The 22,829-nt window shown below is 43.0% G+C and carries 22 protein-coding genes; 15 read left to right on the forward strand and 7 right to left on the reverse strand.

The features are described 5' to 3' along the window. The first annotated feature begins 23 nt into the window (after window positions 1-23). On the forward strand, window positions 24-914 hold the full coding sequence (locus BLR15_RS05225) for a Rossmann-fold NAD(P)-binding domain-containing protein (protein ID WP_092985531.1): 891 nt from the start codon (window positions 24-26) through the stop codon (window positions 912-914). A 47-nt stretch (window positions 915-961) separates the two neighbouring features. On the opposite strand, the gene BLR15_RS14220 is transcribed toward BLR15_RS05225, so the two are convergent. Then, entirely contained in the window at window positions 962-1,525 is a 564-nt protein-coding gene (locus tag BLR15_RS14220) for a CHAP domain-containing protein (RefSeq protein ID WP_245696626.1), read from the reverse strand. Between the two features lie 4 nt (window positions 1,526-1,529). Between BLR15_RS14220 and BLR15_RS14225 the strand changes: the two genes are divergently transcribed. The 7 genes from BLR15_RS14225 to BLR15_RS05260 all read left to right on the forward strand — a co-directional run bounded on the left by BLR15_RS14225 (window position 1,530) and on the right by BLR15_RS05260 (window position 7,837). Then, the gene (locus BLR15_RS14225) at window positions 1,530-1,712 is read left to right on the forward strand and encodes a hypothetical protein (protein WP_245696630.1); all 183 of its coding nucleotides are present in this window, start codon (window positions 1,530-1,532) and stop codon (window positions 1,710-1,712) included. 448 nt (window positions 1,713-2,160) lie between these two features. Then, the gene (locus BLR15_RS05235) at window positions 2,161-2,772 is read left to right on the forward strand and encodes a Bax inhibitor-1/YccA family protein (protein WP_245696615.1); all 612 of its coding nucleotides are present in this window, start codon (window positions 2,161-2,163) and stop codon (window positions 2,770-2,772) included. 46 nt (window positions 2,773-2,818) lie between these two features. Then, complete coding sequence (locus BLR15_RS05240) at window positions 2,819-3,538, forward strand: YebC/PmpR family DNA-binding transcriptional regulator (protein ID WP_092985390.1); 720 nt, start codon at window positions 2,819-2,821, stop codon at window positions 3,536-3,538. A gap of 64 nt (window positions 3,539-3,602) precedes the next feature. Beyond that, a complete protein-coding gene (locus tag BLR15_RS05245) occupies window positions 3,603-4,376 on the forward strand; it encodes an SDR family NAD(P)-dependent oxidoreductase (protein ID WP_092985392.1) in 774 nt (257 codons plus the stop codon). A gap of 185 nt (window positions 4,377-4,561) precedes the next feature. Beyond that, window positions 4,562-4,948 carry a GntR family transcriptional regulator gene (locus BLR15_RS05250; protein ID WP_092985394.1) on the forward strand — a complete coding sequence of 129 codons (387 nt, stop codon included), beginning with the start codon at window positions 4,562-4,564 and terminating at the stop codon, window positions 4,946-4,948. After that, window positions 4,945-5,850: an ABC transporter ATP-binding protein gene (locus tag BLR15_RS05255; protein WP_092985396.1), complete on the forward strand. Its 906-nt coding sequence runs from the start codon at window positions 4,945-4,947 to the stop codon at window positions 5,848-5,850. The genes BLR15_RS05250 and BLR15_RS05255 overlap by 4 nt, the downstream gene beginning before the upstream one ends. After that, entirely contained in the window at window positions 5,822-7,837 is a 2,016-nt protein-coding gene (locus BLR15_RS05260; protein ID WP_092985398.1) for an ABC transporter permease, read from the forward strand. Before BLR15_RS05255 ends, BLR15_RS05260 begins: the two co-directional genes overlap by 29 nt. Window positions 7,838-7,878: 41 nt before the next feature. On the opposite strand, the gene BLR15_RS05265 is transcribed toward BLR15_RS05260, so the two are convergent. Together BLR15_RS05265 and BLR15_RS05270 are read right to left on the reverse strand one after the other, a co-directional pair. Continuing rightward, entirely contained in the window at window positions 7,879-8,565 is a 687-nt protein-coding gene (locus BLR15_RS05265) for an LrgB family protein (protein WP_092985400.1), read from the reverse strand. 5 nt (window positions 8,566-8,570) lie between these two features. Further along, the gene (locus BLR15_RS05270) at window positions 8,571-8,930 is read right to left on the reverse strand and encodes a CidA/LrgA family holin-like protein (RefSeq protein ID WP_092985402.1); all 360 of its coding nucleotides are present in this window, start codon (window positions 8,928-8,930) and stop codon (window positions 8,571-8,573) included. Window positions 8,931-9,073: 143 nt separating this feature from the next. Between BLR15_RS05270 and BLR15_RS05275 the strand changes: the two genes are divergently transcribed. From BLR15_RS05275 to BLR15_RS05285, 3 genes are all read left to right on the forward strand, one after another. Then, entirely contained in the window at window positions 9,074-9,604 is a 531-nt protein-coding gene (locus tag BLR15_RS05275; RefSeq protein WP_092985404.1) for a ribonuclease FAU-1 family protein, read from the forward strand. Window positions 9,605-9,781: 177 nt separating this feature from the next. After that, window positions 9,782-10,654 (forward strand): LysR family transcriptional regulator, encoded by an 873-nt coding sequence (locus BLR15_RS05280; RefSeq protein ID WP_092985406.1) that lies wholly within the window; start codon window positions 9,782-9,784, stop codon window positions 10,652-10,654. Window positions 10,655-10,744: 90 nt separating this feature from the next. Continuing rightward, the gene (locus BLR15_RS05285; RefSeq protein WP_092985408.1) at window positions 10,745-11,230 is read left to right on the forward strand and encodes a DUF456 domain-containing protein; all 486 of its coding nucleotides are present in this window, start codon (window positions 10,745-10,747) and stop codon (window positions 11,228-11,230) included. A gap of 46 nt (window positions 11,231-11,276) precedes the next feature. Here the strand turns inward: BLR15_RS05285 and BLR15_RS05290 are convergent, their stop codons facing one another. From BLR15_RS05290 to BLR15_RS05305, 4 genes are read right to left on the reverse strand one after another with little or no spacing between them, the layout of a single operon-like run. Then, window positions 11,277-12,368, reverse strand: coding sequence for an ABC transporter ATP-binding protein (locus BLR15_RS05290; protein ID WP_092985410.1), 1,092 nt, complete (start codon window positions 12,366-12,368; stop codon window positions 11,277-11,279). Continuing rightward, entirely contained in the window at window positions 12,346-13,359 is a 1,014-nt protein-coding gene (locus BLR15_RS05295) for an ABC transporter ATP-binding protein (protein ID WP_092985412.1), read from the reverse strand. Before BLR15_RS05295 ends, BLR15_RS05290 begins: the two co-directional genes overlap by 23 nt. Window positions 13,360-13,375: 16 nt before the next feature. Continuing rightward, window positions 13,376-14,296 carry an ABC transporter permease gene (locus tag BLR15_RS05300; protein ID WP_092985414.1) on the reverse strand — a complete coding sequence of 307 codons (921 nt, stop codon included), beginning with the start codon at window positions 14,294-14,296 and terminating at the stop codon, window positions 13,376-13,378. A gap of 10 nt (window positions 14,297-14,306) precedes the next feature. After that, on the reverse strand, window positions 14,307-15,215 hold the full coding sequence (locus BLR15_RS05305; RefSeq protein WP_092985416.1) for an ABC transporter permease: 909 nt from the start codon (window positions 15,213-15,215) through the stop codon (window positions 14,307-14,309). Window positions 15,216-15,482: 267 nt separating this feature from the next. Here BLR15_RS05305 and BLR15_RS05310 point away from each other — a divergent pair, with 267 nt between their 5' ends. The 4 genes from BLR15_RS05310 (at window position 15,483) to BLR15_RS05325 (ending at window position 22,739) form a co-directional block, all read left to right on the forward strand. Then, entirely contained in the window at window positions 15,483-17,165 is a 1,683-nt protein-coding gene (locus tag BLR15_RS05310; RefSeq protein ID WP_092985418.1) for a glutathione ABC transporter substrate-binding protein, read from the forward strand. 22 nt (window positions 17,166-17,187) lie between these two features. Further along, entirely contained in the window at window positions 17,188-18,870 is a 1,683-nt protein-coding gene (locus BLR15_RS05315; protein ID WP_092985420.1) for a glutathione ABC transporter substrate-binding protein, read from the forward strand. Between the two features lie 148 nt (window positions 18,871-19,018). Further along, complete coding sequence (locus BLR15_RS05320; protein WP_092985422.1) at window positions 19,019-20,710, forward strand: glutathione ABC transporter substrate-binding protein; 1,692 nt, start codon at window positions 19,019-19,021, stop codon at window positions 20,708-20,710. A gap of 280 nt (window positions 20,711-20,990) precedes the next feature. Further along, window positions 20,991-22,739, forward strand: coding sequence for a glutathione ABC transporter substrate-binding protein (locus tag BLR15_RS05325; protein ID WP_092985424.1), 1,749 nt, complete (start codon window positions 20,991-20,993; stop codon window positions 22,737-22,739). Window positions 22,740-22,829 lie beyond the last annotated feature (90 nt).

Below are 22,829 nucleotides of genomic sequence, written 5' to 3' on the forward strand. Positions count from 1 at the left end.
CTGATGCGGGAAGGAATGATTTTTTGAAAAACGTTTTGTTGATGGGCATAAGCGGAAGAATCGGGAAGAACTTATACAGAGAATTAAAGTCTGATTATAATCTGTTCGCATTCTCAAGCCAGAATCAGGAAGATGACAATCTGGATATCACTCTGTTGAAAAAGGATCTGTTCATCCTGCCTGAAGTGGAAGAAGCCCTCGAAGACATTGATATTGTCATATTTTTTGAAGATCCGATCATGAGACTGAACCGTATGACGCAGGGAAAGTTTCATGATATATATTCATTGATTGCAGATAATATCGGACGGGCTGCCAAGTTGAATGATGTTGAGCAGATGATCTATGTCGCTGATGAAATCAGCTCGGGTAAGACTGTGAAGATTCTCCGCGCCTACGGTATACCTGTAGAGGTGACTGAAACACCGGTCAAACGGTATGGCAAAAATCTATCTTATAAATCTTCTGATTATAATAATGTGAGGAGTATCCAGAAAGCGCCGCTGCCTGAGGGCTGGACGGTCAAAAGAGTGGCAAATTACTATTTTGAATGGCTGAATGAGATTTTATACAATGTAATCAATGTAGTCTCTGAAAACGGACAGTATAAAATCTATGTTACAAATGTGGAAAAACCGGTTCTCGTTGCAACTTATGATGCAGAGGAAAGTGTGGATGATATTGAACTCTATCAGATTACCGGTGGCATATTATCAAAAAAACAGCCGAATAAAATTTCAAGACTTGAATTCAGAAGGCTCGGCAACCGGGATGAGTTCATCATGGCTCTGCATGATTTCGAGCCAAACCTGCCATGGGGCATATATATATTCACCCAGGCACCGCTGCATGCCCTGGTCAATAGAATTTACCAGGTTGAAATGATCATCAGCCGTCATGAGAATAGAGAATAGAAAAAACGAGAGAATTTACATTTTAGTAAATTCTCTCGTTTTATATATTAATGGATGAAATTGTGGTTTGCTGCCTGAGAAGCACTCAGTGTTCTGTGAGCTTTAACACCTTTGCCTGTGCCAAAGTTCATTTCAGAAATCAGGATCGATCCGTCCGGGTTGATTCTTTCAACAACACCGACGTGTCCCATGCCCCATGCATTGTTTGTCCATGCATGCGCCTGAATGATTGCACCTACTGAAGGGGTGTTGTTCACACTGTAGCCTGCTGATCTTGCCTGGCCGGCCCAGTTGCTCGCATTGCCCCAGCTGTTGCCGACAGGTTTGCCGAGCTGCTTACGGCGTTCGAATGCATACCATGTGCAGTCTCCCCAGTAGTACCAGTTAGTGCCCCATGATGTAGCACTGCTTGGAGCCGGTGCATTGTAGCTTGAACTTGAATTCGAGTTGCTTGATGCACTTGAGCTGTTGTCAGAATTTGAAGAAGCGTTAGAACTTGAGCTTGAAGAGCTGCTTGATGATGAAGCGTTTGAGCTCAGCTTCAACGTTTGTCCAGGGTGAATGATATGACCTGAAATATTGTTGATGCTCATTAAAGTTCTGTAATTCATTCCGTTGGCACGTGCGATACTGCTTAAAGTATCACCGGATTTTACCGTGTACGAACCACCGGTTGAAGTGTTTGAACTTGAAGCACTTGATGAACTTGAAGTGTTTGAAGAACTTGATGTTGATGAACTTGAAGAGCTGCTGCTTGAATTGCTTGAGCTTGATGAACCAGAAACTTTCAGGCTCTGATTTACAAGAATCAAGTCGGATGACAAGTTGTTCCAGGATTTTAATTGAGCGACTGAAACATTGTTCTTTTGAGCGATAGACCATAGTGTGTCTCCGCCTTTGACAGTGTGTGAAGATGCTTCTGCATCCTGGGCAAACGCATATGTAGAAATTGCAGCTGTCGCTGTCAACGCTGTGATTACCTTTTTCATGAAATGTTATCCTCCATAGTATAAAAAATTATATATGTATGACTGTTTATGTATGTTTTATGTATGCACATTTAGTACATTATAATAATATCAAAATTTATCTCGAATATGAGCGATGTAATCGAATTGTAATATAATTTAAATATTGGAGGGCTTTTTGTCATAATTGAAATATTTTATTATATAATTACTCAAAATGCATTAACATGTCCATGCAGGGTATGTGAACTTATAGAAAATTTTAAGAGGTGATGAAAATGATAAAAGATCATGGAAAGGTATGGTTATACTTCTTATATTACTGGGTGATATTCGGTATAGGTACCTACTTTGGGCAATTTTTACCCGAAGAGTGGCGGCCGACATTATCAATGACGCTTTTTGCAATAATAATGATTTCATTCTTTGTGAGGGGGTTCAACAGATCGGGCCCGATACTCAGTCATATTTATGCTGTCCTGATCGGTCTTGTCTCATTTGGAACATTTGAAGGGTTTATCAATCAGTTCGATGCCCGGACCTTTTATCAGGTGGTCATGATCGCAGTCGCAGTCTTTATATTTTTTGGTATTATCGGTTATTTTTATCTGAAGGATATATCTTCATGGGGAAAATATTTGTTCATGGCTCTGCTGATACTGATATTTTCCTCTTTACTGAACTTTTTCATCCAGCTGGACTGGCTGGCATTCGCAATTACAATCGTCGGTCTGCTGTTGTATCTCGGATTCACCATGTATGATTTCAACAGGATGAAGAACAATAAGTACAGAAATGCCCGTGTGATGGGTTTTAATTTATTCATAGATTTGATCATCCTGATCAAACGTATACTGCAGTTATACCGCCGTTTTGGAAATAACAGGTGATTAATGTTATATTATATGAGAACTTTTGAAGAGAGAAGATGAAATAATGGGTAGAAAATGGAACAATATAAAGGAAAAGAAAGCACAGAAGGATCAGAATACAAGCAGGATTTATGCAAAGTTCGGCCGTGAAATATATGTGGCGGCGCGTAAAGGCGAGCCGGATCCGGAAACAAACCAGGCACTGAGGGCTGTACTCGACCGCGCAAAAACATATTCCATCCCAAAGCATATCGTGGACAAGGCCATTGATAAAGCCAAAGGCGGAGACGATGAAACTTTTGATGAACTGCGCTATGAAGGTTTCGGTCCAAACGGCTCCATGCTCATTGTTGATGCACTGACGAACAATGTGAACAGGACAGCTTCAGATGTCAGGGCCGCTTTTGGTAAAAATGGCGGCAATATGGGCGTGAGCGGTGCTGTCAGCTATATGTTCGATTCCGTTTCAGTATTCGTCTTTACAGAATTCGACAGTGAAGAAGTGCTTGTGTATCTCATGGAAAACGATGTGGACGTCAATGATGTCACAACGGAAAATGAATTCACCGTCGTCTATGGTGATCCGCAAAGTTTCCATGAAATAAAAAGTGCACTGGATGAAATGGGTGTTGGCGAATATGAAGTCGCTGAGCAGTCCATGCTTGCACAAAATGAAGTGGCACTGGACAGCGCAGACCGGGAGCAGTTTGAAAAACTGGTCGATGCGCTTGATGATCTGGAAGACGTGTCGAACGTATATCATAACGTCAATCTTGAATCATAAAACTACCAGTCCCGTGAGTAAAATGATAACTTAATATCAAAGACAATGATCAAGGGGGATTTTCATGGATTTTGGTTATGAAGGTAAAGCGGTTGTCATTACAGGATCGAGTAAAGGCATCGGCAGACAGACTGCAGAAGAGATGTTAAAGCTGGGTGCGAAAGTGATGCTGGTCGCAAGAGGTGAAGAAGCCCTGGTGAAGGCGCAAAAAGAGCTCAGTGCCTACGGTAAAGTTGAGTACATTGTACAGGACGTGACGGAAGCAGGTGCCGGTGAAACAATCATTAATGCGGTCATTGATAAATTCGGCCGTCTGGATGTTCTGGTCAACAATGCCGGCGGTGCGTTTGCAGAAAGCTTTGAAGATATTGAAGTCAGTGACTGGGAAGGCGACCTCAATCTGAAATTGATGTCAGCTGTAAAAATGTCCAAAGCTGCTCTGCCGCATCTGAAAGAAAACGGCGGAGCAATATTGAACTTGACGGCCATTGCCGGCAAAGCACCCGGAGCATCAACACTGCCGACAGCAGTTTCAAGAAGTGCAGGATTGTCGATGACCAAGGCAATGAGCAAAGATCTAGGAAAGTATAATATACGTGTAAACGCAGTGTGCATCGGTCTGATACGCAGTGATCAGATCGAGAAGATGTGGCAGCGGCAGGCACCTGAACTTTCATGGGAGGAGTTTGCGACGACAGGTCATGACAATACCCCACTTGGAAGAATCGGTGAAACGACAGAAGCCGCCAATGTAATCACTTTCCTGTGTTCAGATCTTGCTTCATATATAACAGGCGTAGCCGTTAATATTGACGGTGGTGCAAGTCCGGCGCTGTAAATTGAGTTAAATGAGCTGGCCCCCGGGTTAATGATTATTAACCCGGGGGCTTTGTGTCGTGATAGAGGTGTTCTCGTACTATGGCGTTCAAACGACGTCGGGGGCCGGCGCAATAATTCATTATTGCAATCATACCGTACTTACTGTATTATTATAGTTAATACAGTTTGAACGGAGGGATAATCATGTTTGATGTAGATGTGAGAAGCCGCGTGCCAATTTATGAACAGCTCGTTGATAATATCAAGAAGATGATTATTCAAAATGTACTTGAAAAAGATGAGAAACTGCCTTCAGTCAGAAAGATGGCACAGGAAATCACAATCAATCCCAATACGATTCAAAAAGCCTACCGTGAACTGGAAAGTGAAGGATATATTTATTCGGTACCTGGAAAAGGCAGTTTTGTCAGTGATACAAAAAATACAGTCAGCAATCAAAAAATCGAAGTGCTGACGGAAGAGTTGGAAGGTATTGTTAAAGAACTCATCTATCTTGGAGTGCCTGTCAAAAAAATAAAAACACTGGTGGACGAGGCTGAAGCTGAAATGAGGGAGGATGGAGACCGATGAAAGTATATGTCAGAAATGTAGATAAATCTTTTGGTGCAAAAAAGGCAGTCAGCAACGTGGATCTGTATATTACACCAGGGACGATGCATGGTCTGCTTGGATCTAACGGCGCAGGTAAGACAACATTCATGAAAACGCTGATGGGAATTTATAAGCCGGACAGTGGAGAAGTGATGTTTGACGAAAAAAGTGTTTATGAAAATACCGAAATGAAATCGGAAGTTATATTTATACAGGATATACCTTTCTTTTTTGCATCCGCCACATTGAATAAGATGGCTGAATTTTACCGTGGCATTTACCCGCGGTGGTCAGAAAAAAGATTTCAACAGCTCACCCGTCATTTCAAACTGGATCCGAATCAAAATTTAAATGCGCTGTCAAAAGGGATGAGGCGTCAGGCGTCATTTATTCTCGCCATTTCTTCCCGGCCGAAAGTGATGCTCCTTGATGAACCGTTTGACGGTCTGGATCCAATCATCCGGCAGCAGGTCAAAAACCTTCTTCTGCAGGATATTGCGAGTCATAATATGACAGTCATCGCCTCCAGCCATAACTTGAGGGAGATGGAAGATATATGCGATTCCGTATCCATTATGCATCATGGTGAACTGTTGTTTAACAGGGATTTGTCAGAGATAAAAGGCTCTCACTGCAAACTTCAAATAGCGTTCAACCAACTGCCGGACGATGATTTCTTTGAAGAGGTCGGTGCCGTCCACAAGACAGTGAGAGGCCGTATTGTTACATGCATAATAAAAGGGGATATTCTGGACGTGGAAAAGAAAGTCACAAAATATAATCCTTTGATGTATGACATCCTGCCGCTTACTTTAGAAGAAATATTCACTTATGAAATGGGGGAGAAAGGATATGAAATATCTAACATCATTGTGGAATAGTACTTTGATACGACATTTTATGGGCCAGACTTTCTGGATTGCCGTATTATATACAGTGATTTCCCTTGTGACACTGCCCCTCAGCCTGTGGGTGGCCTCATCGAATATGGGTAATGTGGAAAACGTGCTGGGATTTGAAAATAATAACATCGTCCAGACATTGATGCAGGTGAATTTATTTTTTGGTATTATTTTTGCGGTGATGCTGGCAATTTTTACAATGAATTTTAAAAACAGGGAAAGCATATCGGACTTCATACACAGCCTGCCTGTAAAAAGAGGTTCAGTTTTATCGGCGGTATACATTGTTGGCATATTGCTCATCACTTTACCTGTATTATTCATATCGATCATACTGATGTTCGAAAGGTATATTCTAGTGTTCGATCTATCATTTGGAGAAATTTTCTTTTGGATGATAAATACGGGGATCATGATGATCATCACCTATATACTCACTGTATTTACTGGTTTTTTCACGAATAAATTGTTCATCCACCTCCAGCTTATCGTAATTTTATTTTTCCTGCCGCTTGCGATGTGGGGGGCAATGCTCACTACAGCGAGCATGATGTATGACGGCATTGCCGTTTACAGCAGCATGAGAGGTGCTGACCTGCTGTCACCGGTGATAAATAATACTTTCCCGGTATTTGCGATAACACAGAATTCCGATGAATTTTCACTGATGAAATCCATAATCTGGACAGTGGTCGGGATAGTAATTTTGTCAATCTCATACTTTTTGTATATGAAACGCAGAAACGAATACGTGAATTCAAATTTCACTTATTCTTCCGTCAGATACGTCCTTTCTGTAATCATTACAATTCTGGGCATGCTCATCTTAGGCAGTGTGCTTGGATATGTATTGTCCGGCAATGATGTTGTAAAAGTAATATCATTTGTCCTTGGGTGGCTGGGATCATATATCATTGTGGAAATGCTTTTTCAAAGTACAGTTAAAATTGATATTAAACTGAAAGCGATGATAATTTCCGCCATAAGCGCCATCATATTCATGGGAGTGTTTTATGCCGGATGGAATTCGTATACTTCATATGTACCAGTAGCAGAATCTGTGAACTCTGTCATGGTCTATTCCTCGGATGAGGGTTCGTCCTACACCAATTTTGAAAATAAAGAAATTATGAGCGATGACTATTTGACGAATGACAATCCGGAGTTTATCAATGACACGGTGGAGGCTCACAAATATGCTGCAGAGAGCAGTGTAGAGGAGGTAAGACCAGGTTATTACCGGACGTTCGAAGTGGCCTACAAAATGAATGACGGCAGTATGGTGTACCGTTCATTTGATCATTATCCTGACAGCGATGAAGCGCTTCAGGCCCTGCAGCAGTTGGATTCAGTACAAAACCTGAGAACGACGGATCTCATACTCAACATAGAGGAGCATGAATGGATGACGAACATCATGTTGAGTTCCTTTAGCGGAGAGACCGTCTATATCAATGGTGAAGATGACATGAACCGATTTATCAATAATTATAAAAGCGCATTTCAAAGTTCTGCAGATGGCAGACTCGACCTGGTGGACCTGTCTTCACAAAATCTGTTCAACATGGAAATCGAGTATCATCATACCGGTAATCAAAGGGAGTATATTTATGGTAACGGCAATCTCTATAACCCGGCTGTCATTGAGACAATCTCAGAGGAGATGCGGCTCAGTGAATTCCTAGCTTTGGATGAAGCCGAGAGAGTATATGAATATGAGGTTGTAAATCCGGATGTATTTTATAATGATTTCAAAAATTTACCGATGGAGACATTCAACAGCAGATACGAATTGACATTACTGGAGCAGGGTGAGAGAGAAGATATAGAAGAAGAGATAGATGCGGGCAATCTGAGTACAGACAGCGGCAGAGCCATTATGTTCAGTAATCCGTACTACTATCCGGCTGATAATAGTAATGCTCAATCGGCCCAATATACTCATTTCATCATCGGAATAGAATAATGCAGAAAAGAGATACGCGAAAATTGCGTATCTCTTTTATTTCATACGAACCACGACACCAGCCATGGTGTAATGATTGATACCACGAGCGCACTATTGACCATGGCCACAGTACTGATCGAGCCGGCGAGCTGACTTTCCTTCATCACTTCAGCGGTGCCTATTGCATGGGCGGCACTGCCCATGCCGAGTCCACGGCCGAGTTCTGAGCGGATGCCGAACAGTTTGAAAATAAACTGATGAACGATAACACCGCCGATACCGGCAATGACGACCATGATTGCCGACAGTGACGTGATGCCGCCGAGTGTTTCGGTAATCACAACTGCGACGGGTGTTGTAACGGATTTTGCCGAGATGGCATATAAAATCTCTTCAGAGAAGCCTGCCCAATGAGTCAGGGCGAGGCCTGATATTACACCGACAAATGCACCTGCAACCGTTCCTATGAAGAGTGGCGCTGCGAGTTTCACCAATGTTTTACGCTGTATATAAAGAGGATAGGCGAGTGCGACAACAGCCGGTCCGAGAAGCTCGTTAATCCAGCCGCCGCCGATCATATACTGTTCATAGGAAACTCCGAGGAGCAGCAGCACAGCAATGATAAATATCATCGACAGAAGGACCGGCAGTGTGAATGGATGCGGCCATTTTTTATGTATGCGGAGCGCGAGCCCGTACATTACAATTGTCAAAACAACGGTCGAGAAACCGATAAGTACATTCATTGCAGTCACTCCTCCCTCCGTTTAAATGATTCACCGATCATGCCTGAAGTCACCATAACAAGTACCGTACTGAAGAGGACGATGATAAGCAGAATAAAACCTTTGCCAAGAAAAATTTTGTAATATACCATCAGTCCGATAAAAGCCGGGATAAAAAAGAAAGGAAGATGCCTCACCATGAAACCGGCACCTTCTTCTATCCATTCCACCTTTAATAATTTAGTGAAAAGCAGAATGATGAGCAGTATCATTCCGATGACACTGCCGGGGATCATCAGATCGAAGGTGCCGGTGATCCATTCTCCGGCTTTGTATAATAAGTATAATATTCCGATTTGAAAGACAGTTTTTAAAAACTTAGCCATTTGAATTCACCTCTGGTCATCTACTATGTATATTACATGATTAACGCCCGGGAAAGAATAACAAAGTGTCCAGCTATTCAATTACTTATCCATTCACATTTCTTTTACTAATTATGTATAATGTAAAGAAGGAGATGAGAGCCATGAAAATGAAGTATTTGGATAAACGCGGATGGCGCCGTTTATTGAAATCAACATATGATGAGAAACTGACTTATTTCAATGGTGAAGAATTTTTAGTCAGCCTCATTGAGATGAAAGAAATACGTTCTCCTCTCGTCGTTCCGGTAGTTAACAAAGAAGTAAAAGTCGTTGATACAGATTATAAATGGATGCAGATACTGCCGGCGGACCGGAAGTACAGCATCACTGTAATGTATAACGAAAAGTGGGAAACGCTGCAGTACTATTTTGATGTCAACACAGAACATTATCTTGAACTCGGCAATGCACGAAGGAAAGATATTTATCTGGATGTGCTCGCCCTTCCGAACGGCGAATATGAACTGGTGGATGAAAAAGATATACACCGTGCGCTGAAAAACAGGAAGATTACAAAAGCGGATAAAGACGAGGCATACAGTGTAGCGGATCATATCATGACAGAAATTGATAAAGATTTCTCGCAGTTTAAAATGCTCGCCGACCACTGCCTGAATGCACTTGGAAAATGATAAAACAACATACATAAAAAAGGCAAACCGCATGGTCTGCCTTTTTATAATCCTTCCCATAATCATTATTAACCCTTTCAATTGAATGGTTTTTACATGTATCCCCGGTTTGAAGTGTTACCCAATCCATCTGATGTGTGATAAGATTTTCTTATAGATAAAAGAAAAGGTGATTACGTGAAAGTCGATGATTATAAATTGCTTGTAACACTCAATGAGGCAAAAACTTTGAGACAGGCAGCTGAAAGATTGTTTATCTCACAGCCTGCAGTGAGCCAGCGTCTGAAATCGATAGAAGAAGAATGGGGAGTAGAGATATTCGTCCGTACAAAACGTGAATTATTCGTGACCGGTGCAGGTGAGCGGATCATCAGCCATGCACATAAAGTGGTGGAGAACGAAACATTGCTGAAGGAATACCTTCTTGCCCACGAAGGGTCTGTCGAAGGGAATTTAAATATCGGTGTTTCTTCTTTGATAGGAAGTACGATTTTGGCAAGGATTCTTAGAGAGTATACGGCGTTATATCCTGATGTCAATGTCAATATCCAGGTCGGTTCTTCCCCTCAAATATCCAATGATGCAGCGGATTATCATATATCCATCACCCGGGGCAGGCAGATTTTAAACAAGGAAAATGAAGTTTTATTTACAGACAGACATTATTTTGTGGCACCGAAAAGTCTGGCCGGCCGGGATGACTCACCGGTGATAGAGTTCTTTTCAGAACCGATCTATATACGTCTGATTGAGAGGTACTTCGAGGAGAGGTTCAATAAGAAGTATGAACCGCAATTCAGTGTCGACCAGATTGCTACATGCCAGGCGCTCCTCCTGGAAGGTGTCGGTGTGACGGTGCTTCCTGAAATTGTTGTAAAAGATTTTGATGCTGAACTGTTCAACATTGAAGAGGCGCTTGTAGATGACCAGCCAATCACCCGTGATACTTATATTTCATATGATAAAAATGTTGAGGCGCTTCCGCAGGTCAAAGCATTTATCACGGTGGTCAGAAGCTATATTAATAATTTTGAAATGAAAACGGACTGATATGTTTTCAAGTTGCAAATATTTCTTAAGTATTGTTAGGATGAGTTACCGGTTAAAGTGCGGATATTTAAATGAAAAAGGAGAAGTTTGATGGAGATTTTATGGTGGATACTGATTGTAGCGAGTTTTATCCTCGGCTTTGTCGGTGTGATTGCACCGGTCATTCCCTCGGTCGTGATGTTCTGGGTCGGTTTTTTAATTTATCATTTTCTGGTCAACAGTGATACGCTGACCTGGATGTTCTGGATGGTCGCAGCAGTATTGACATTGCTTGTGTTTCTCAGTGATTTTATGGCGAACAGCTACTTTGTCAAAAGATACGGTGGATCTAAAAAGAGTGAAGTTGCAGCAATCATCGGTGTGGTCGCAGGTATGTTCATCTACCCGCCGTTCGGGGTCATATTTGTGCCTTTCGTCTTTGTTCTGGCACTGGAATTTATTACAACGAGAGACATTAATGCAGCTTTCAGGGCAGCCCTCGGTTCACTGCTTGCATTTTTCGCAAGCTCGGCATTCAACCTGGTGATATATGTACTGCTGATCATCTGGTTTTTATTGGACGCATTTATATTTTAAATGAAAAAGGTGGTTACAAAATTTAGTTTTGTAACCACCTTTTTTACTATTGTTTTACGTCTTCTTTCGATGCTGATGCTTCTTCACTTTCATCATCAAGCACTTTACGGACATTTTTCATATCATGTGTGGCTTTATGTCTGCCTTCCTGGATGTCGATCGCATAGTGACATGCGACATCGTGCTGGCCGGCATATGTTTCGTCCTTGTGCTCCAGAACAGGTATTTCCGTTTTACATTTCTCGGTTGCGAACGGGCACCTTGTATGGAATCTGCAGCCTGTCGGCGGATCGATAGGTGAAGGCACATCACCGCGTAAGAAGATACGCTCACTCTTATTTTTCGGATCCGGTACAGGGATTGCTGAAAGCAGTGCCTTTGTATAAGGATGCTGAGGATTTTCGAAGATGCTTTTCGTATCTCCCATTTCAACAATTTTACCCAGGTACATTACTATGATCCGGTCGGATATGTGTCTTACCACACCAAGGTCGTGAGCGATGAATAAATACGTCAGACCCATTTCACGCTGCAGTCTCTGCAACAGGTTCAGAACTTGTGCCTGAATGGATACATCCAGGGCGCTCACGGCTTCGTCGGCGATGATCAGTTTTGGATTTACTGCCAGTGCACGAGCGATACCAATACGTTGTCTTTGACCACCTGAGAATTCGTGAGGGAAACGGTCGATCTGGTGTTTTTGAAGACCGACTGTCTCCATGATCTCTAGTGCACGTTCAGTTCTTTCTTTTTTAGGTACAACATTCTGTATGTCCATTGCTTCAATCAAAGTCATCTTTACAGTTTTTCTCGGATTCAGTGATGCGAAAGGATCCTGGAAAATGATCTGCATTTCGCTTCTCATATCACGCATTTCCTTTTTGTTCAGCGAAAGAATATCTTTGCCCTCGAAATTGACAGTACCTTCAGTCGGTTCATCCAGGCGGAGTATTGCCCGTCCTGTAGTGGATTTACCACAGCCGGATTCGCCGACGACAGAAACCGTTTCTCCTTCTTTGATATCAAAGCTGATATCATCGACGGCTTTGACATTGTTTACAGTACGGCCAAGAAAACCGCCTTTTATCGGGAAATACTGCTTCAGCCCTTTAACTTCAAGAAGAGTGTTCTTTGTCATATACTTTTACCTCCTCTCCGTCCCATTCATCAGTGTAGATCCAGCATCTGACTTCGTTGCCGTCCTCCTGGGTTTCAAGTTCAGGCAATTTTGAACAGATATCACTTGCAAACGGGCAGCGTGGTGCAAAACGGCAGCCTTCAGGCATCTCATCCGGCGCAGGAACATTTCCTTTGATTGGAACCAGTTCATCCTGGTCCTGGTCGTGACGCGGCAATGAGTTTAAAAGACCGACTGTATAAGGATGGCGTGGATTTTCAAATAAAGTCTCCACGTCTGCCAATTCAACGACTTTACCACAGTACATTACTGCGACGTAATCACAAGTTTCAGCAACAACCCCGAGATCGTGAGTGATCATTACAACACTCATGCCGATTTCTTCCTGTAATTCTTTGATCAGTTCTAAAATCTGTGCCTGAATGGTGACGTCCAGTGCAGTTGTCGGCTCATCGGCAATGAGCAGCTCAGGTTTACAGGCAAGTGCCATAGCAATCATGACACGTTGTCTCATACCGCCGGATAGTTCATATGGATATTGATCCACGCGTTTTTCCGGTGACGGGATACCGACAAGCTCAAGCATCTCTATCGAGCGTTTAGTACCCGCTTTTTTCCCAAGTCCTTCGTGTATTTTAAATGATTCCCTCAACTGTTGGCCGACAGTGTACACAGGATTAAGTGATGTCATCGGTTCCTGGAAAATCATTGAGATTTCATTTCCCCGTATTTGTCTCATCCGCGGTTCTTTGGCAGCTGTGAGTTCCTCACCTTTAAAACTGATACTGCCGTCGACGATTTTACCCGGATCTTCCACGAGTCTTAAAATCGACAGTGCAGAGATACTTTTACCTGAACCGGACTCACCGACAATGCCGAGTGTTTTTCCTTTAGGTACATTAAAAGTAACACCGTCGACTGCTTTTATTTCACTTCCATCAACAAAGAAGGAAGTTTTTAAATTATTTACATCAAGTATGTTTTCTGACATTTTTGTCACTCCCTACCTAGTTTAGGTCCACACGCTTGTTCAGCATTCTGTATGAAATATCAACAAGTAAGTTGACGAATACGAAAGTGACGGCAATTACGAGCACTGCACCCTGAACAACAGGGAAGTCCCTTTGAAGGATTGAATCGATGATTAATCGTCCAAGACCATTAATTGCGAATACACTTTCTGTCAGTACTGAACCAGCAAGCAAGTAACCGAACTGCAGACCAACAACGGTTACGACTGGAATTAAAGCATTTTTAAGTGCGTGACGGAAAATTACAACACGTTCCTTTACCCCTTTGGCACGGGCAGTACGTATGTAATCCTGTGTAATGACATCAAGCATGGAGCTTCGTGTCATACGTGCAACGATTGCTGCACCGGCTGTACCGAGTGCAATGACCGGTAACACCAGCTGATCAAGATTTCCCCAGCCTGTCGGTGCAAACCAGCCGAGCTCAATTGAGAACCACTGGATAAGCATTAAACCTAACCAGAAGTTCGGCATTGAAAGACCGAACAGAGTAACGACCATAAGAGAAACGTCTGAAATAGAGTAACGTTTAACAGCCGAAACGATACCTGCAAGCACACCTAAAACGACAGTGAATATTGTCGAATAGATTGCCAACTCCAAAGTGATGAAAAATCTTGCCTGAATATGGCTCATTACAGGGATGTTATCTCTGATTGAAGTACCAAAATCCAGTTGTAAAGCATTCGTTAAAAAGTTCCAATACTGTACATATAAAGGATCATTCAATCCCAAACGCTGTTCAATAGCCGCGACAGTAGCTTCAGGCGCACTTTCCCCGGCCATGATGACTGCAGGGTTACCTGGAGTGAGGTGCATCAGACTGAACACGAGTATTGAAACCCCGATAAGTACAGGGATCAGTTGCAAAACACGTCTAATAATAAATGTTGTCATGATTTACCTCCTATTGTTTTTGTTTAGGATCGATTGCATCTCTCAATCCATCTCCAAATAAGTTAAATGCAAGAACTACGATTACAATCATCATACCCGGGAAGAAAGTAATGTGACCTGCCTGATACATATAGTTACGACCATCATTCAGCATCGCGCCCCATTCCGGTGTAGGTGGCTGAACACCGAGACCAAGGAATGAAAGACCTGCTGCAGAAAGAATTGCAGAAGCGATGAATAGTGTTGTGTTAACAATTATTGGTGACATGATGTTCGGTAAGATATGTTGGAAAATAATTTTACCGTCTCTGGCACCAAGTGCGCGGATTGCATCGACATACTCCAACTTCTTAGTTGTCAGAGTGGAACCGCGTACAATTCTGGCAAATTGCGGTAATGAGCCGATCGCGATGGCAATAGTAACGTTGATTGTACTGCCGCCAAGTACGGAAACGATTGCAAGAGCAAGCAGAATACCAGGGAATGCAAGCAAAACATCCATAACGCGCATGATAATAGTATCAAGCCATCCACCATAGTAACCTGCAAGAATTCCAAGTGGAACCCCTACAAAAGCCCCCATAAACGTAGCTGCAAAGCCCACACCGAGTGTTATGTACATACCATGAAGTATACGGAAGAAAATATCTCTGCCGAGATGGTCCGTTCCGAACCAGTGTGCAGCTGATGGGCCCTCCAGTTTTTCCGTCAGACTCGTAGCGTTTGAACTGACTCCGAGTAAGTTGTAGTTAGCATCTATTGCGCCAAAGATTGACACGAGGAATAAAAAGGCTAATACATAAAAACCGACCAGGGCTGACTTATTCTTTCTAAGCCGTTTGAAAAACTCTTTAAAACTTTTAATTCGCGGGTTCACAGGTTTTGTATCATGAACCCTCTCTTTAGAAGCGACCGCCATTCAAGAGACCCCCTTATCATTGAAATTTAGGAATAGTGAGAAAACTATACGTATAATATAGCTATTCAATAATGATACATATTAGATTGCATAATATCAATGTTAAAAAAAGAGAATAAAATCACATAGTTAACAATTTTAAGATAAATAGAGACTAATATTGTACTATTGAAAGTAAAAAGACAGTTTACAACCATCAATCCCGAGTGCTATAATATGATTTAATTCCTAGTTTACTGATAGGATATTAAATCGGGAGGTTGGAAAATGAAATACATATTCAGATTATCTTTGTTAATATTGTTCATTGTAATTCTTTCTGCATGTACGGATGACAGCGATGTAGAAGAGGGCGCTGAAGGTCCTGCAGCAGATGGTAATGAATCAGAGAGCGGCGGAGACCTGGTATTGTCGACAGGCAATGACGTCGTTTCCATGGATCCGCACTCCAGTAATGATCTTTATTCGGACCAGGTCAGAAATACGGTTTATGAAGGTCTTGTCACTCAGGATGAAAATCTGGAAATCCAGCCTCTGCTTGCCGAGAGCTGGGAGCAGGTCAATGATCTGACATGGCGGTTCTCACTGAATGAGGGTGTAACGTTCCATGACGGCAGCGAGTTCAATGCAGATGTCGTCAAAGCTAACCTTGAGCGTGTACAGGATCCGGCAGTGGCTTCGCCGAGACTGAATCTTTTTGATATGATCGAAGATGTGAATGTCATCGATGACTATACTGTTGAAATTGTGACGGAGTATCCTTTTGCACCGCTGCTCAGTCATTTGACACATGACGGGGCGGGAATGATCAGTAAAGAAGTCATAGATGAAGATTATGAAAAGGCACTGCAGAATTCCAATTCGGGATATACGGTGGAAGAGTATTATGAACTGAGAGAAGAAGGTTCAGAGGAATTTGAATCAACGGCGGATGAGATTTCCGGTGATGTCGGAGCGGTGGTCGATCAGAAGCCTGTCGGTACGAATTATGCAGAGTTCGAGTCAAGAACACCGGGTGAACGCACTGTCCTGAAACGATTCGAAGACTATTGGCAGGAGCCGATGAATCTCGATACGATCACTTTCAAGATTGTAACGGAGACCGGCTCAAGAATCGCGGAGCTTGAAACGGGTGAGTCCCATGTCATCACCGGTTTTGAACCGACCAACCTTGAAAGGATCGAGGAAAATCCCGATACGGAACCCTACACATTATATAACATAGCGATGGAGTTCATCGGATTCAACACACAAAAAGAACCGCTCGATGATGTCAGGGTCAGACAGGCGATCTCACATGTCGTGGACCGTGAGGAAATCATCGACGGCATATACAGCGGCACGGGAAGAATTCCGGAAGGGCCTATCGTTGAAGGTCTGACAGGGCACGATGAAGATGTTGAAAACCTGGAGTATGACCTGGAAGAAGCCGACAGGCTGATGACAGAAGCAGGGTATGAAGATGGTTTTGACATTTCCATCATTACAAACGATGCACCTGAAAGGGTGGACGCCGCTATTTATCTGCAGGAAGCATTGGAAGAAATCAATGTCAATGCGACTGTCGATCAGATGGAGTGGGGCGCGTATCTGGAAGAAGCTTCAACGGGGGATCACGATATATTCCTGTTAGGCTGGCCGAATGCCACGGGTGATCCGGACCAGTCATTGTGGCCTTTATTCCACTCGAGCATGGCAGGTGCGCAGGGTAACAGAACTTTTTATGACAACCCTGAAGTGGATGAACTGCTTGAAGCGGGCCGTCAGGAGTCGGATGAAGAAGAACGATCAGAAATCTATGAAGAGGCTCAGGAGATACTGGTGGAAGATGCGCCGATGATCTATATGAGACAGGCTCTCAGCATGAATGCCCACAGACAGGAAGTGGAAGGTCTGTATATCAGTGATTATAACAAGCCGGACTTCAGAGATGTGACTTTGACAGAATAAATTTGATAAAGGGGGGGTACGAATGAAATATACATTTAGACTATCTTTGTTGGCTTTGTTTACGATGGTGCTTGCAGCATGTACCGATGACAGCGGTGTTGAGCAGGCAGCCGAAGATAGTGAGTCCGAGGAGAGCAGTGACTATCAAGGCGGCGATCTGGTGTTATCAACCGGCAATGATGTTGTATCACTGGATCCGCATGCCAGTAACGAATTGTATTCAGACCAGGTCAGAAACACTATTTACGAAGGTCTGGTGACGCAGAATGAAGCATTTGAAATCCAACCTTTACTTGCCGAAGATTGGAAGCAGGTCGATGATCTGACATGGCAGTTCAATTTGAGAGAAGATGTGACATTTCATGATGGCAGCGAATTTGATGCTGAAGTTGTGAAAGCAAATCTTGACAGAGTTCGAGATCCTGCGGTGGCATCCCCGAGATTGAGTATCTTTGAAATGATTTCAGAAGTGAATGTCATCGACGATCATACAGTTGAAATTATAACTGAATATCCATTCGCCCCGCTTCTTAACCATCTGACCCATGATGGCGGCGGGATGATAAGTAAGCAGCTCATTGACGAAGATTATGAACAGGCTTTACAAAATGCAGGTTCCGAATATTCGCTGGATGAATACTATGAAATCCGGGAGAATGACGATGAAGAGTTTGAAGAAACAGCGGATGAAATATCCGGAGATGTCGGAGCGATAGTGGACAGCAACCCCGTGGGTACGAATTACGCACAGTTTGGGTCGAGAGCACCGGGAGAAAACATAGTTATAGAAAGGTTTGACGATTACTGGCAGGAACCGATGAATCTGGACTCCATCACTTTTAAGATTGTAACGGAAACAGGTTCGAGAATTGCAGAGCTTGAAACTGGCACGTCCCATGTAATATTCGGTTATGAACCTGGCAGTGCTGAAAGAATTGAGAATAATCCGGAAACAGAAACTTATAATAACTCTAATGTTGCAATTGAATTTATCGGTTTTAATAATCAGAAAGAACCATTGGATGATGTCAGAGTGCGGCAGGCAATCACTCATGCTGTGGACAGGGAAGAGATTATAGAAGGTATCTACAGCGGTATTGGTGAAGTACCGGACGGCCCTTTAGTTGAAGGTCTGACCGGTCACAATAATGAGATGGAGAATTTGGAATATGATTTGGAAAAAGCCGAAAAGCTCATGGAGGAAGCAGGTCATGAGGATGGTTTTGAACTGAGCATCATAACGAATGACACACCTCAGAGAGTGGATGCTGCCATTTATCTGCAGGAATCATTGGCTGACATAAACATAACAGCAACTGTCGATCAGATGGAATGGGGTGCGTATCTGGAAGAAGCTTCAACCGGTGAACATGATATATTTCTTTTAGGATGGCCCAATTTTACGGGAGATCCGGATCAGTCACTATGGCCGTTATTCCACTCGAGTATGATGGGCGCACAGGGTAACAGAGTATTTTATGATAATCCTGAAGTTGACCAGCTGCTTGAAAACGGCAGGCAGGAATCGGATGAAGAAGTAAGAGCTGATATATATGAGAAGGCGCAGGAAATTTTAATAGAAGAGGCGCCGATGATTTATATGAATCAGGGAATCAGTATGAATGCTTACCGGAGTGAGGTGGAAGGTCTCTATATAGATGATTATATAAAGCCCGACTTCAGAGATGTGACATTAAGTGAATAGTTGATTATAAAGCTGTGACAACTCATGAAAGATTTATAAAGCTGTCACAGCTTTTTATTATCCTGAATATTTATCAGAAAATTCTCTATTGATTGAATAAAGAGATTAAAGTATCATGTTGGTAACCATAAAAATGGAGGGGACTGGAATGAAAAATATATGGAAATTATTTTTACTCAGTATTATGGTTTTAGTGTTGGCGGCGTGTACGGATGACGACAGTGTCGATGAAGAAGCGGCAGAGGGGGATGGTTCCGACGATCAGACGGAAACAGCCGACGGAGGGGATTTGACGATTGCAATTCCGAGTGACGCAGTGTCAATGGATCCGCACGGCAGTAACGATGTACCATCGGAACAGGTGAGGGATGAAATTTACGAAGGGCTTGTCACGCAGGATGAGAATTTGGAAATTGTACCACTGCTTGCTGAAGGATGGGAAGAGGTAGATGAAACTACAATGCAGTTCACATTGCAGGAAGGTGTAACTTTCCATGACGGTAGTGAATTCAATGCTGAAGTGGTTAAAGCCAACATTGACCGTCTGCTTGATCCGGCAGTGGCGTCACCGAGATCATTCCTGCTGGAGATGGTTGCCGAAGTTAATGTGGTAGATGACTATACAGTTGAATTTGAATTGGAATATCCATATTCACCACTTCTGAACAACTTATCACACGGTGCCGGAAAGATGATCAGCAAGGACTTGATCGATGCCGATTATGAGAACGCTTTATCCGAAGCCGGTGAAGACATGTCCGTGGAGGAATATTACGAACTTCGTGAAGCAGGCGGAGAAGAACATGAAGAAGTCGCAAACTCGATCGCAGGAGACGTGAGTACCCTGATCGAGCAGGAGCCTGTCGGAACGAACTATATGGCGTTCGAATCCAGAAACCCTGGTGAAAGTACAGTTTTAACGAAATACACAGACTACAGGGACGGTGAAGCCACGATCGACAGTGTGACATATAAAGTGGTGACCGAGACAGGATCCAGAATTGCGGAACTTGAGACAGGTGCCTCCGATTTCGTACTCGGCGTCCAGTCAAGCAATATCGACCGGGTTGAAGGCAATGATGAAATGACGCTCGAGCGGAACGAATCGGTATCAATCGACTATATCGGTTTCAATACAGAAAATGAACCGTTCGATGATCCGCTGGTGCGTCAGGCCGTGACGCACGCATTTGATAAAGAGGCAGTATTATCAGGTGTTTATAATGACTCCGGCAGACCTGCGGTAGCACCGCTGGCACCTGATGTTCTGGGACATTCAGAAGATCTTGAGGGTTTGGAATATGATATGGACAGAGCGGAGGAACTGCTTGAAGAAGCAGGCTATGCAGACGGTTTTGATGTCACGTTGATGGTAAATGATGATAATCCGGAGCGTGTGGATATGGCTGTATTTCTGCAGGAGTCACTTGCAGATCTTGATATAAATGTGAATGTCGAACAGGTTGAATGGGGTGCATATCTCGATGCCACGGCAAATGGGGAACATGACATGTTCATTCTGGGATGGTCAAATTCAACCGGGGACCCGGATAACGGCATAGCACCATTATTCCATTCTGAAAATATGGGAGATACGGGCAACCGATCATTCTTTGATAATGAGGAACTGGACAGCCTGCTTGACGAAGGCGCCCAGGTGACTGATGAAGATGAGCGGCAGGAAATTTATGAAGAGGCGCAACAGCTGCTGGTGGAAGAAGCACCGGCCATCTTTGTCAGACATGGTGAAAATTTAAATGCATATAATAATAATGTCGAAGGGATTCATATCGACAGTTACAACATCTACGACTTCAGAGACGTCACTTTTGCAGAATAATTTATGAACAGGCAGGCCGGGGGTTTCCGGTCTGTTTTTTTGATGCTTCAGAAAAAATTTATACATGTATGAATAAAATTATATTGAAAACGCTGTCATTTAGGAATATAATGACTGATGGGGGTAATTTGATTCAAAATGGGGATAAGACTACTATTTGTATGTTCTGTTATTTCAATTATGAGATATTTCAAAAGTTTCATTGAAATTAAAAAAATATTGAGGTATATTAAAAAAAGGTTAAGATTTTCATTTGATTTTAATAATAGGAGGAGAATGAATGAAAAATTTTAAATTGTTTTTCATGATGGTAATGATTACAGTCCTTTCTGCAGTGCTTGTTGCCTGTGCTGATGACAGTGATGTAGATCCTGCAGCAGACACTGAAGAAGGCACAGCAACAGAAGAAGGTACTGAAGAGGGATCAGAAAGCGGTTCTGAAGATGCTGCCGGCGGCGGTTCAGGCGGCGGAGATCTGGTCATTTCTGAAGCTTCGGATATTGTAAGTCTGGATCCACACGGAAATAACGATGTCCCTTCAAGTAACGTACGTAATAACATCTACGAATCCCTTACATACTTGGATGAAGATATGGAAGTTCAGCCAAGACTTGCTACCGAGTGGGAAGAAATTGATGATACCACTTGGCAGTTCACACTTAAGGAAGGCGTCACTTTTCATGATGGTACAGAGTTTAATGCAGAAGTAGTGGAAGCAAACCTGGAGCGTGTCATCGATCCGGCTGTCGCTTCACCGCGTATGTTCCTATATGAAATGATTACCGGAGTGGAAGCTGTTGATGATTACACAGTAGAAGTCACTTTGGAGTATCCTTTTGCACCGATCCTAGCCCACCTGGCACATGACGCTGGCGGCATGATCAGTAAAGATGTCATCGATGCTGACTATGAAGCGGCTCTGTCAGAAGCAGGAGAGGATATGTCTGTTGATGAATACTACGAGCTTCGTGAAGAAGGCGGAGAAGAGCATGAAGAAATCGCAGATGCAATCACTGAAGAAACAGGTAACTATATTGCTGATAATCCAGTAGGTACAGGTCCGTTCGAATTTGAATCACGTGCTGCAGGTGAAAATGTGGTACTTGCTAATAATGCGGATTATCACGATGAAGAAAATGCAGCACAGCTTGATTCTGTAACATTTAAAGTTGTCCCGGAAACAGCAGCACGTCTGGCTGAAATTGAAACGGGTGCAAGCCATGTTGCAGGTGGTGCAGAACCGACAAACATCGACCGTATGGAACAGCATGATGCAACTGAAGTAGACTTGACACCGTCACTCGGTCTGTCTTATGTCGGCTTTAATGTCGAACAGGAACCTTTGGATGATCCTTTAGTACGTCAGGCAATCTCTTACGCAATCGACCGTGAAGCGATCATCGAAGGTATTTACGAAGGTGTCGGGACACCTGCTGAAGGTCCGCTTGCTCCGGGAGTATTCGGATATGATGAAGATGTCTCGGGTATCACTTATGATTTAGACCGCGCGAAAGAATTGATGGCTGAAGCTGGCCATGAAGATGGTTTCGATATTGAAATCCTTACGAATGACCAGCCTCAGCGTGTAGATACAGCAATCTATATGCAGGAAGCGCTTGAAGAGCTGAACATTGATGTTTCGGTTCAGCAGCTTGAGTGGGGCGCGTATCTTGAAACAACAGCTGCAGGCGACCACGACATGTTCGTACTTGGATGGTCGACAGTAACCGGAGATGCCGACTACGGTATGTACGCACTTCTGCATTCTTCAATGCACGGTGATCCGGGTAACCGTTCATTCCTGTCCAACGATAATGTGGATGAACTGCTGGAACAAGGACGTACTGAAACCGACCCTGATGCACGTCAGGAAATCTACAGCGAACTTCAGGCAGAATTAGTGGATATTGCTCCAATGATCTACATTCACCACCAGGATTTCGTTACGGGTATTAACTCAAATGTAGAAAACTTTGAAATTGATGCATTAGGTATTTACCAGCTTAGAGAAACAACAGTCTCAGAATAATAACTGTCACACATAAAATAGATGATGTCATTTTGACATCATCTATTTTTTGTATTAAAGAAAGAAAAATATCACTTTAAATGATATAAT

Source organism: Lacicoccus qingdaonensis (assembly GCF_900101075.1).
GTDB classification, from domain to species: domain Bacteria; phylum Bacillota; class Bacilli; order Staphylococcales; family Salinicoccaceae; genus Lacicoccus; species Lacicoccus qingdaonensis.